This is a genomic window from Micromonospora sp. NPDC049101 (assembly GCF_040648675.1).
Lineage (GTDB): Bacteria > Actinomycetota > Actinomycetes > Mycobacteriales > Micromonosporaceae > Micromonospora.
Genome location: NZ_JBEZED010000018.1, coordinates 13,363 through 25,211, shown reverse-complemented (window position 1 = coordinate 25,211; position 11,849 = coordinate 13,363). Strand labels below are relative to the sequence as shown.

General features: G+C 71.8%; 9 protein-coding genes. 4 read left to right on the top strand and 5 right to left on the bottom strand.

Annotated elements, in window-relative coordinates; all coding sequences use genetic code 11:
• Nucleotides 1-15: 15 nt before the first annotated feature.
• The 4 genes from AB0B57_RS23635 to fxsA all read right to left on the bottom strand — a co-directional run bounded on the left by AB0B57_RS23635 (nt 16) and on the right by fxsA (nt 6,373).
• Nucleotides 16-1,185, bottom strand: coding sequence for a hypothetical protein (locus AB0B57_RS23635; protein ID WP_357073644.1), 1,170 nt, complete (start codon nt 1,183-1,185; stop codon nt 16-18).
• Nucleotides 1,186-1,285: 100 nt separating this feature from the next.
• Complete coding sequence (locus AB0B57_RS23630; RefSeq protein WP_357073641.1) at nt 1,286-2,287, bottom strand: hypothetical protein; 1,002 nt, start codon at nt 2,285-2,287, stop codon at nt 1,286-1,288.
• A gap of 12 nt (nt 2,288-2,299) precedes the next feature.
• Entirely contained in the window at nt 2,300-6,136 is a 3,837-nt protein-coding gene (gene fxsT / locus AB0B57_RS23625) for an FxSxx-COOH system tetratricopeptide repeat protein (protein WP_357073638.1), read from the bottom strand.
• A gap of 60 nt (nt 6,137-6,196) precedes the next feature.
• Nucleotides 6,197-6,373 (bottom strand): FxSxx-COOH cyclophane-containing RiPP peptide, encoded by a 177-nt coding sequence (fxsA, locus tag AB0B57_RS23620; RefSeq protein ID WP_357073635.1) that lies wholly within the window; start codon nt 6,371-6,373, stop codon nt 6,197-6,199.
• A gap of 268 nt (nt 6,374-6,641) precedes the next feature.
• Between fxsA and AB0B57_RS23615 the strand changes: the two genes are divergently transcribed.
• From AB0B57_RS23615 to AB0B57_RS23600, 4 genes are all read left to right on the top strand, one after another.
• Nucleotides 6,642-7,850, top strand: coding sequence for an FxsB family cyclophane-forming radical SAM/SPASM peptide maturase (locus AB0B57_RS23615; RefSeq protein WP_357073632.1), 1,209 nt, complete (start codon nt 6,642-6,644; stop codon nt 7,848-7,850).
• Nucleotides 7,847-9,178, top strand: a complete 1,332-nt coding sequence (locus AB0B57_RS23610) for an HEXXH motif domain-containing protein (protein WP_357073629.1) — start codon at nt 7,847-7,849, stop codon at nt 9,176-9,178. Before AB0B57_RS23615 ends, AB0B57_RS23610 begins: the two co-directional genes overlap by 4 nt.
• 36 nt (nt 9,179-9,214) lie before the next feature.
• Nucleotides 9,215-9,985 carry a hypothetical protein gene (locus AB0B57_RS23605; protein ID WP_357073627.1) on the top strand — a complete coding sequence of 257 codons (771 nt, stop codon included), beginning with the start codon at nt 9,215-9,217 and terminating at the stop codon, nt 9,983-9,985.
• Nucleotides 9,986-10,084: 99 nt separating this feature from the next.
• A complete protein-coding gene (locus tag AB0B57_RS23600; protein ID WP_357073624.1) occupies nt 10,085-10,264 on the top strand; it encodes a hypothetical protein in 180 nt (59 codons plus the stop codon).
• 7 nt (nt 10,265-10,271) lie between these two features.
• Here AB0B57_RS23600 and AB0B57_RS23595 read toward each other — a convergent pair whose 3' ends face one another.
• The gene (locus AB0B57_RS23595) at nt 10,272-11,735 is read right to left on the bottom strand and encodes a hypothetical protein (RefSeq protein WP_357073621.1); all 1,464 of its coding nucleotides are present in this window, start codon (nt 11,733-11,735) and stop codon (nt 10,272-10,274) included.
• Between the last annotated feature and the right edge of the window lie 114 nt (nt 11,736-11,849).

The window sequence follows — 11,849 nt, the reverse complement described above, 5'->3', positions numbered from 1 at the left end:
GCGCGTCGGCCGGGCTCAGCGTTCCGGCTCCAGTGCCCGCGCCGCCGGGCCATCGCGCATCCGGGGCGGCCCGGTCGGGTCGACGTCCGGCCCGGGTGGGGCGTTGCCGGGGCCGTCGGGGAGGCGCCGGTCCAGCACGGCCGTGGCCAGGGCGTGGATGATGTTGATGACCACGATGGCCGTCGCCACGATCCCCACCGTTCCGGGGAAGTCCCGTTCGAGGACGAGAGCGAGGATCACCGCTGTGATGCCGTTCTGCTGCCCCCAGGCGAGGTAGCGCCGGTCGGCGGTGGGCAGGCCACGGCTGATCGGCAGCGACACCACCAGCTGCGCCGCCACGGCCGCCAGACCGAGCACCACGCCGGGGACGATGTCGACGCCGTGCACGAGCAACAGCCCGAGCAGGAACGAGGCGACCAGGTACGCCGCCTGGGTGGAACGGCCGACGACGGGGCCCAGTCGGGGGCGGAAGAAGAGCCCGGCCAGCGCGATGCCGAGCATGAGGAACTGCCAGGCGGCGAAGAGGACCAGCGCGATCAGCAGCGCCACGGCCAGCCAGTTGAGTGCCGTACGGACCCGGGGGCGGGGGGCGTCGTCGCGCAGGCCGGCGGCGTGGAGCAGCCGCCACAGCAGCCAGGCGCCCACGGCGAAGGCCACGTTGGCGAGCAGGCCGAGCAGCAGGTCCAGCGGCCGGTCGCTGATCGCGCCGGCGAGCGCGCCGCCGCCGCCTCCGCTGAGGTCCAGGGCGAACGCGGAGACGTAGACGGTGAGCAGCACGGTGATCGGGTCGTCGAAGGACGCCCAGATGGACAGGATGGAGCGCGCTCGGGCGGACGTGCGGTCGGGGCGGCTCATCGCGGCCACCGCGAGCGGGTCGATCTGGGCGACGGCGACGCCGAGGACCAGGAACGCGGGGTCGCCGAAGACCAGCACCATGACCGCGGCGATGAGCGCGGCCTTGGCGACCACGCCGACGGTGACGGCCAGCAGTACGGTGCCCAGGTGGGCGCGGACCTCGGCGAGGCTGATGTCCCGGGTGCTGCCGACCAGGCCGACCGCCAACAGGACCGAGGCGAGCATGAGGTAGGCAGGGGAGCCTTCGAGCCCGCCCACGTCGCCGGCCCAGGCCAAGAGCAGCCCGGCCAGGGCGGCGACCACCGGCGCTGCTCTCCTCAGTCCGGTCACGGCCACCCAACCGACACGTCGAACCCCCGTTGATTCGAATCGAGGATATCGGCGCTGGGCGATCACCTCAATCACAACCCACGGGGACCGCCGGCAGAGTTCAGGCCGGCCGCGTGAGCCGTCGGGCCACCGCGGCCATCTCCTGGTCGGCGACGGCGACCCGGTCCTGGTCCAGGGTGACGCCCACCAGGTAGTCGTCGGCGGAGAGCCGGTAGTGGTAGACGGCGCCCATCTCCACGTCGAGCACCAGCCGGGTGACGTCCCCGGCGACGGCCCGGCGCAGGTCCCGGCTCACCTGTAGGGCCAGCAACGACAGGTCCCCGGCGAGGCGCTGGTAGCGGTCGCGCCGATCCGCCACCGTGACTCCCCGGTTGAAGAACGTGTCCAGGTCGGGGTGGCCGAGAATGTCGACGGCCCACGCCTGCTCACCCGCCCGGTGGTGGCTCAGGTAGTGCAGGCACCCAGGGCGCAGCGCCGCCATGACCGCTTCGTCGGGCGTGGACGACCCGGTCAGGTGCGGCTGGAAGCCGTCCGTCGGCGCGCTGGTCGGCAGCGGCTCGTCGACCACCTCACCTTCCCAGCCGCCCGGGTTCTGCGACCGCTGCCGCAGCAGCCGGCGCAGGTCGGTCGCGGCGTGCGCGGCGGCCTGGTCGACGAGGCTGACCCGAGCAGGGTCGGCCACCGGCGCGGTGTCCGTTCCGGGCACGGCGGCGAAGCCGACCACGTGCTCGTTGCCCACCACCGAGTTGCAGAAGACGAGACCCGCGCGGGTCTGCACCACAGTGCGGATCAGCGCCCCGCTGTGCAACTCGCCCAGCCGACGGTTCAGCTCGCTGACCCGGTACACCAGTTGGGCGCCGACGCGGCGGTACACGTCGCGCTGCTCCTGCGGGGTGGTCTCGTCGCCAGGTACCGGGGTGGATGGGTGGGCGAGCAGGTCCAGCGCGAAGTCGAGCACCCCGGTGGTGTAGTGGGCCACGTGGTAGACGCCGCCGCCACCGAGCAGCAACCCCCGACAGAGGTCACGCTTCTTCAGGAAACCCGGGACGTCCTGCTCGGCCGTCTCCTCGATCAGGACGTCGTGCAGTTCCGGATCGGTCACCAGGTCACTCCCTCAACTCTGCGGCACATCGATGTCGGTATCGGTCAGGACGGCAGCACCACCGGGAGTGCCGTCGCGCAGCGCGCGGACCGCCATGAGGTTCGCGGCGGCGTCCCGGGTCACCGGATGGCCGCGGCCGAGGTAGTTCAGGGCGGTCGCGTGCGCCTCCTCCTGCGTCGACAGCGCGCCGCCCAGGTCGCCGCTGGCGGCCAGGTGGCCGGCCTGGGCGGTGCTCGCCGCCAGGGTCCACGGGTGCGCGTCGCCAAGCTTGGCGCGCAGCGACCGCAGACCGCGCTCGCCATACCAGACGGCCTGGTCGGACTCCCCCAGACCGCGCTGGAACAGACCCAGATTGACCGAGCAGACGGCGGTGAAGGGGTGTCCCGCCGCCAGCTTCCGCTCGTAGCCACGCAGGCAGCGCATGGCGCTCTTCACGGCGATCCCGGCGTCACCGGCCCGGTAGTAGTCGGCTGCCAGGCTGAGCAGGCTGCCCCGGGTGAGGGGGTGGTCCTCGCCGAGGTTCTTGACATAGCCGCTGTACGTCTCGGCGCTGCGCTTCTTGGCCGGAATGATCAGACCGAGGCGGCGTTCGGTGACGGCGAGGCTGCGGTGCACCCGCAACTCGTCGAGGAGGCTGCCGCTGGGCAACTCGTGGATGCGGGCCAGGGCCTCCCTGAGGGTGGCCAGTGACAGCTCGTACTCGCCGACCTCCCGCTCGCACGTGCCGACCTGGCACGACGCCCGCCAGGTCCGCGGGTCCTCCGGGCCGAACAGCAGCATCCGGCGGTCGCGTTCCTGGCGAGCCAGCCGCAGGGCCTCCGGGGCGTCACCGGTGAGCAGGAACGAGATGCCGAGGTTGTTCACCGCCATCCGGGTGCTCGGGTGGTCGTCGCCGACGATCTCGCGGAAACCCTTGAAGGTGGCCTGGTCCTCGACCAGGGCGTCCTCGAATCGGCCCAGACCGCGCAGGTCACCACCTCGACCGCGACCGGCGACGAGGGTGTGGACGTGGCGCAGCCCGTAGCGGCGGCGCTGTTCGCCGAGGACCCGTTCGTCAAGGCGCAGCGCCTCCTGGTGGTTGCCCAGTGCCCGATGCAGATTGGCCGTCTGGACGAACAGCCGCATGGTCAGCTGGTCGAGCTCGTCGCCGTCGTCCCACTGGTCGCAGGCCGCCGAGGCCAGCAGCAACGCGGAACGCCAGGCATCACTGTCGTTGGACAGGTACAGGTGGCGCACCTGCTTGACGACCCAGTGCCGGACCTGCCGGTCGTCGGAGTCCAGCGCGCCGGTGGGGACGAGGTGCTGTTGCAGCTCGTCGAAGACGTCGGCGTAGCGGCGACCGTCGGCCTCCGGGTCGGTCGGGGCGTAGCCGGCGAGCCCCTGGAGCACCTGCCGGTGCCGCTCACCGCGCTGCGGCTCGGGGATGGCCTCGCGAAGCAGCACCTGGATGGCGCGGTGCATCCGCAGCGCCGACCCGTGCCCCCAGTCGACGTCGTAGAGCGCGAAGCGGGCGCCGACGGTGAGGACGAGGTCCACCTCGTTGGCGTCGAGCAGCAACTCGTCCACGTCGGTGCCGGACGCGGCGGCGAGCTGGGTCAGCATCGAGGTGGACCGCAGCAGCGGCAGCCCGATGCCCTCCGGGGAGAGGAAGGCACTCAGCTCGGCCAACCGGATGGCCAGTTCCCCGAAGGGGGTTGCGCGCAGCGCCTCCAGCGTGACCCGCAGGACCCGGGCGACGCTCGAGGTGTGCGATCCGGGGATGTGTTCGCCGGGATCCTCGTCGGACTGCCCGTCCAGCGCGACCAGCAACTCCCGGACGCCCTGGCCCACCGCCTCCAGGCTGGGCACCCCGGCGCGTTCCAATCCCAGGGCACGTTGCCGCATCCAGGCGGTGGCCAGACGCAGGGCCAGCGGCAGGTGTTCCAGCGCCACCGCGATCGACCGGGCGTCCTCGGTGCTGATGCCGAGCACCCGGCGCAGCATCGCGACGCTCTCGTCGCCGGTCAGCGCGGCGACCTCCAGTGGAGAGGGCAACCCGGAGGAGCCGTCGTCCCGCGAGGTGATCAGGACGTGGCCGACACCGTCTCGCGGCCGGAGGCCGGTCAGCACGTCGGCGTCGTCGGCGTTGTCATAGATCAGCAACCAGCGTGGGAACGCGCCGTCGGCGGCGGAGAGCGCCTTCAGTGCGGCCTCGGCCGCACCGGTGCTGTCCACCGCCTTGATCTCGTTGGCGAGCGCGCCGAGCCCGGTCTGCACGGTCTCCCGGTCCTGGGCGGGGATCCACCAGACCACGTCGTAGTCGTAGGCGAACCGGTGGGCGAACTCCCGGGCCAGCTCGCTCTTGCCGACGCCCGCCCCACCGGTGAGGGTCACCGGGCCGTCCTCGCTGGTGAGGTGGTCGCGCAGCCGCTCAAGATAGTCGTCGCGGCCGACGAACGACAGGTTGCGGGGAGGCACGTTGAACCGCACCCGACGGTCCGGGTCCGCCGGGAAGCGTGGCACGTTGCGCAGGTCGCCGGACGGTTGCGCGGGGGCGATCAGACCGAGTTGGCTCAGCAGCAACGACTGTGCCCGGACGGCGTCGGCCGTGCGCAGGTCGACGACCCGTTCGGGCCCGAACGGCTCCCGCCACGCCTCGCCGGTCACCAGCACGCCGAGGACCTCCTCCGGCCGGCCGGCCAGGTCCGGGCGAAGCCCGGCCAGGTCCGTCCCGGCGGTCTCGGCGAGATCCGGCGAGAGAACCGCCAGCACCGTGCCGTGCGGCGCGACGTCGAGCTGCGTGCCGGGGCGCACCGCCCGCAGGTGGGGCCGAACCCCGGCGCGGCGCAGTTGCCCGCCGATCCAGTCCGCCCAGGGCCGGTCGACCGGGTCGTACGCCACGGCGATGTCGCCGAGATCCTCCGCCGGGTCCAGCAGCACGGCGTGCCGGTAACGTCGGCGGATCCGCTCCGGGACGGGCGCCGCCCGGGTGACCTCGCCCCCGCTGATCCACTCCGTGATCCGCTCGTACGCGGTCAACGGGCTGTTGGCGTCGTCCGGCTCGTCGCCGAGCACGGACAGCACGTCGTCGAAGGTGTCGTAGTTGTGCGCCGGCACCTCCACGATCCCCGCTGCGGCGGGGCCGAGGGCGTCACCCGGCGGCTTCTCCAGCAGCCAACCGAAGGCCTGCCGGACGTAGTCACGGGAACCACCGTGCCCGGGCTCGGGACCCTCGTGCAGGGTCGGCGCGGCGAGCACCCGGATCCCGCCGGCGGCCCGCTGCTGCAGCTCCTTGGCGAGCCCGGCGGCCTGTTGCACGGACAGCCGGCGGGGTGGCATGCAGACCACGGCGACGTCGCTGAGCACCGCGCAGTGCGTGATCCCCGGTGCGCTCAGGTCCACCGGGGCGTCGATGAGGACGTAGTCGTAGTCGGCCTGCTGGAGCAGCTGCCGGATGCGGGCGGCATCCCCGGTGGGCAGCCCGTCGGTGGTGGCGCCGAGCCCCACCATGCTGAACGTCGCGGCCGAGCCGGACACCGCGTACCGGTAGAGGGTGCCCTGCTCGGGCGCGGCCGGCGCGATCACCGTCGAGGGTGGCACCAGCGGCACGTCCGGTGCGGGGGTGAGCGCGGTGGCCAGGTCCTCGCCCAGCTCCCGGGCCGCCGAGACGGCGTCCACCTGCACCGGGCGCAGGAAGTCGTAGACCCGTGGGGTCTTCGGGCACCAGTCGACGGCGAGCACCTTCTTGCCGTTGCCGGCGAGGATCCAGGCGACGTTGGCTACCGCGCTGCTGCGGCCGGTGTCGTCGGCGGGTGACACGAACGAGACGATCGTGGCGACACCCGGCGTCTCGTCCCTACTGATCTTCATCGGTCTCCCCCGGCCCGGGCGGTGGTGCGGGTTGCCTGCGTCGTCGCGGCACCCGTGGGGTCAGTCGTCGTCATCGAGGGCGCTTTCGAAGCCTGCGTACTGGTCGACGGCGGCGCGGCGGTCGAGTCGTGCCAGTGCGGCCACGAGCACACCACCCGGGATCGCGTCCAGCTCGGCGAGGTCCATGTCGGTCAGGTCGATCAACTCGGAACGGAGGTCGTCCTCTTCGGTGTCCATCACCGACCACCGCCTGTCTCCGTGTCGTGCCGCGCCCGGTCGGCCCACCGCCGGGCCAGATATCGACCGGTCGCCAGCTCCGCTGAGTGTGCTCATGATAACCGTGCGCCGCCTCGACGGCCGACACCCGGACGGCGGCCGGACCAGGTAGGACGGGCCCGTCCCGGCGCCGGCCGGTCATTCGCGGCACCCGGAACGTCATCTGTCGATGTATGCTCCACTCTGGCAGGTGGCCCGACCGGCGACCGACAGGACGGCGGAGCGTCTGATGCCCGGACCCGTTGGTGGTCACCGGCCGTCACCCGGCACGGTGGTCCTCCCCGCGCCAGTGCGGCGTCCGTCTCCTTTCCGACAGTTCGTGGTGAAGCTGCACAGCCGCTGCGACCTGGCCTGCGACTACTGCTACGTGTACACGATGGCCGACCAGCGCTGGCGATCCCGACCCCGGACGATGTCGGCGGCGACACTGGCCCGCACCGGTGAGCGGATCGGCGAGCACGCCCGCCGACACCGGCTGGGCGGGGTGAGCGTAGTGCTGCACGGCGGCGAGCCGCTGCTGGCCGGGGTTGCCGGTGTCGAGCGGGCCGTCGAGCTGCTGCGGCGCGGTGCCGCCCCGGTGCCCGCGCGGATGACGGTGCAGACCAACGGCGTCCGACTGGACGGCCCCTTCCTGCGTCTGTTCGACCGGCTCGACGTGGGGATCAGCGTCAGCCTCGACGGGGACCGCGCGGCGCACGACAGGCACCGGCGAGGGTCGGACGGTCGGGGCAGCCACGACCGGGTCGAGGCCGCACTGCACCAGTTGACCGGATCGTACCGGCGGCTGTTCAACGGTCTGCTGTGCACCGTGGACCTGCGCAACGACCCGGTCAACACCTACCGCAGCCTGCTGGCCCACAGTCCCCCGACGATGGACTTCCTGCTGCCGCACGGCACCTGGTCGTCGCCGCCCCCGGGCCGCCCCGCCGACCCACGGCAGGCCCCGTACGCGGACTGGCTGACCGCCGTCTTCGACGAGTGGTACGCCGACGACAGTCGACGGACCCGGATCCGCCTCTTCGACGAGATCATCCAGCTGTTGCTGGGCGGCTCCTCCCGGCTGGCCGGGGTGGGGGTCAGCCCGGTCGCCGTGACGGTGGTGGAGACCGACGGGGCGATCGAGATGGACGACACCCTCGGCGCCGCCCACGCCAGTGCCGGCAGCACCGGCCTGCACGTCGACCGGGACACCTTCGACGCCGCGCTCGACCAGCCAGGCGTGCGGGCCCAGCAGGCCGGGGCAGCCGGGCTCTGCGCCCAGTGCCGCGCCTGCGAGCTGCGCCAGGTCTGCGGCGGCGGCCTCTACACACACCGGTGGCACGCCGGCCGCGGCTTCGACAACCCGTCGGTCTACTGCGCCGACCTGTACCAGCTCATCGCTCACATCCGCAGCACCCTGCGGCGGGACGTGACAGCACTGCGGGAGGCGCACCGGTGACGACAGCCGGGCACCGGCTACCCCGAGCCGTCCTCGACGGGCTCGCCACCGGCGGAGGCGGCCCGACCGCCCTTGAGCTGTTGCGTGCCGCCCAGCACAGCAAGAACCTGCTGCTGGTCCGGGCGCTGGTCGTCCTCACCCATCGGGTGGACCATCCGGACCGGGCGGCGGTCGAGGCGGCGTACCGCGTGGTGGGTGGCCTCGACCGGGACCAACGCCAGGCGGCGTGGGGTCATCCCCCGGTGGCCGCCTGGGCCTTCGGCACCGCGGCACTGCTGCGCCGGGGTGACGAGCGCGCGGCGGCGTACCCCGGTCTGCTCGCGGCGGTCGCCGCCGCCGCAGTGGTGCGGGCCCGCGCGGACGCCGACCTGGACGTGCCGCTCGACCCGGCCACACCGGGCCGGCTGGACCTGCCCGGCCTCGGCACCCTGCGGGTCGACCCCGCTGCCACCCGAGCCCGCGTGCGCTGCGCGGGTGGGCGGGCCGAGGTGCGCTGCGCCGGGCAGCGGACCGAGATCGGGTACGACCACCCGCCCGACCACCGCTGGCGGCCGGTCCCCGAGCTGCGTGCCACCCACGGCGGGCTGGCGCTGCGGCTGCTGCTGGACACCGGCACCTGGCGGCACGTGCCGATGGCAGCCGAGGCCCGCGCCCACCCGATCGCCGGTTCGGTGCGCGACCCCGGCCGATGGCAGCACCGGCTGCGCGGGGCGTGGCGCCTGCTCACCGACGAGCACCGGGCGGTCGCCGAGGAGGCGTCGGTGGCGCTCCGCGCGCTGGTGCCCCTCGACCCGCCGCGGTCCGGGATCCGCAGCGGCACGTTCCACCACGGGTTCGGCGCGGTGGCGATGTCCCTGCCGCCGGATCCCCGCTCGGCGGCGGTCACCCTCGCCCACGAGATCCAACACCTCAAGCTGGCCGCGCTGGCCGACCTGTTCCCCCTGGTGGAGCCCGGTCCGGATGAGTCGTTCTACGCGCCGTGGCGACCCGACCCCCGCCCCCTGGAGGGCCTGCTGCACGGCGCGTACGCCCACCTGGGGGTGGCCGGCTTCTGGCGACGGCAACGGTTCGTCGAACGGGACCGGGCGGCCCGGCACCACGCCGAGGTCGAGTTCGTCCGCTGGACCCGAGCGGCCCGGCAAACCGTGCGGGTGCTGGCCGCGCAGCCACGCCTGACCCCGGTCGGCCGGCGCCTGGTCGACGGCATGGCACCGGTCCTCGACCGGTGGGCCTCGGAACGGGTGACTCCCACCGCGGTGGACGACGCCGGACGGCTACTCGCCGCGCACCACGCCCACTGGGAGCGGGCCGAGGCGCGACGGGGGTGACAGCGAGGCTTGCCGACCTCCTCTACGCTGTGCCGCATGGGGGACGCTAACGGGCAGCCCAGCCGACGTGAGTGCTTCGTCATCGCTCCGATCGGCCAGGAGGGCTCCGAGATCCGCCGCCGCAGCGACCAGATCCTCAAACACGTCATCCGCCCGGTCGTCGAGGCGCGGGGCTACCAGGCGATCCGGGGTGACGAGATCGAACGCGCCGGCCTGATCACCTCGCAGGTGCTCGACCGGATCATCCAGAACGACCTGGTCATCGCCGACCTCACCGACCAGAACGCCAACGTCTTCTACGAACTGGCGGTGCGGCACGCGCTTCGCAAACCCTTCGTCCAGCTGATGGCGAAGGACCAGCAGCTCCCCTTCGACGTGCAGGGGATGCGGACGATCCTGGTCGACCACACCGACCTGGACAGTGTGCACTCGGCCAAGGAACAGTTGGGCCGCGCCATCGACTCGATCACCACCGACGCCGACATCGTCACCCCGATGTCGGTGGCGCTCACCCTGCAGGACCTGCGCGGCTCGTCGAGCCCGCACGAAACCGGTCTCTCGCAGGTCATCGAGACACTGCCGCAGATGATGGACATCCTCCAGGACCTGCAACGGCAGGTCGGCGGCGGCGGCCCCGTCGAACCCTCCGAGGCGGACGACCACCGGCGGCTGCGCAGCCTCATCGTGTCGCTGACCGACCGGGGCGCGGTGACCGAGCAGGACCTGGCCAGCCTGGCCGGCGGCGCCAGCAGCAAGTTCGACAAGTGGGTGCAGCACCTCATCCAGCGCTCGGGCGGGGCTGGCTGAACGGGCGCCGGCTCGAAGAGCGCGGTTCCTGCGGATGGCGGAGCTGCTGGAGCGCCCGGTCGACGAGGTCCGCACCGACTTCGACAGGCCCAGTGCAGCGTGAGCACGCCGGTCTACGTGCTCGACACGGGCGCCCTGCTGGCCTACGCCGATGCGACAGTTACCGTGCCGTTGGTCTGCCTGATCGAGGCGTACAGCCTGCTCGACCACACCGAGCATACTGGCGGGTTCGGATATCAGAACGTGCGGGATGCCAGGATCAATTGGCGGCCATCGTGATGCTGGCTCAGCCCTCGAACCGCGTCCACGGGATCTCGAGACCACGCAGTGGGCGTAGCACGCTACGGTGAGCCGCGCCGATCCACATCGAGAACTTCCCGTGCCCGGAGTCGGTCACTTCGGCGATCATGCCTGGCGCGACGAAGAAGCGCGTCGAGTCATTCGGCCAGCGCCATGGCTTCCACGGCAGCGGTGTCAATCTTGCGGTGACCATCTCAACGTGCTCGGCTTCGAGCTCGGTGCTCAGGGCCTTGTAATGGGCGTTCATCATCGTCTCGTACACGGCGAACTTGAGAAGGAAGCCGCTCATCCGCTCGTGCTCGGGCCGCAGCCCGTAGTCGTCTTGGTCGATCCACACCACGGGGTCGGCGTCCGAAGGGTCGAAGAGCCAGATGAAGCCTCCCTGGTTTTCGTGTCCGAAATCGATGAGGCCATCGTGTGCCAGCTTCCACTCTTCCGGGCGTCTCAGGAAGTTCTGCTGGCCGAGGAGGGCCGGCCGATGCCGGGCCAGCCGGTAGAAGGCGGTCAGCGGTTCGGGCAGAGTCCAGCCACTCGAGGAGAACTCGCCGAGATCCTCGTCGGTTTCGGGGACCCAGCCTTCGACGAATTGGTTGAGTGCAGTGGTCGGGCTGGCCTGGATGTTGGCGAGCCAGGTCTGGTCAGGCAGAGTGTCGGGTTCGGTCGGCGGCCGGACGCGGTCCAAGAGGTCGCCGGTCAATTCTGGGGTGATTGTCAGCTCGGCACTGATCATGACCCCGTTGCTGTGGTGGCTCTGTTCGTGCTTGCCGAGCCCGAGGTAGAGACAGCCTGCGGGAAGGCGGGTCAGCAGGTGGATTGGCCGGACATCGCGTCGTCCCGCCCAGCTCCATTGCGGCGAGGTTGGCGGGTGGCCGAACAGCCGAACTCCGACTGCCTCGACGAGTGGCCCGTGCAGGTGGAACCGACGACTGTTCGATACGCCGCTGACATCCAGACCGTTTCCCCGCTCAGCGATGATCACCATGGCGTCGTTGCCGAGAAGGACGGACGCGCCGTCTGTCTCGCAGACGATGATGTCGTCGCCGGCGAGGCGTATCGCGGCGTGCTCGGTCAGGGTGTCGTTCGGGGCAAGCGGCACGGCGGGGAGCCTATCGGCTCGGTGTTTGGTGAGGTTGCCGCTGGGCGAACTCGAAGTGTCGTGGTCATTTGCCGCGTCGGCTAAATGTCGCTGCGTAGCCGGTTCTGGTGTTGCCGGCCGCTTGCGACCAGGCGGTTGCTGTGTGGATGTGGATGCCCAGCAGCTGCTGAGGACGACCGGTGGCAGCTCGGCACCCAGCTCCATCAGCGCGGTGGCGCGGCCAGCGCGGGTGAAGAAGCCGAGATCGGTCAGTCGGATGCCCATGCGGGCCGCACTGATCCCGGTGGTCGAATCGGTGACGTGGTCAATGCGCAGAACGACGATCCGGCTGACGGGCTGGCCGTACAGCAGCACGAGGCTGGCAGCGACCCGGTCGATGGTGGACGATCCGCGTCACTCCTGACCGAGTCAGGCACGCAGCACCCGCCACCGCCGGGCGGGTAGGGGCCAGTCACTGTCGACGAAAGC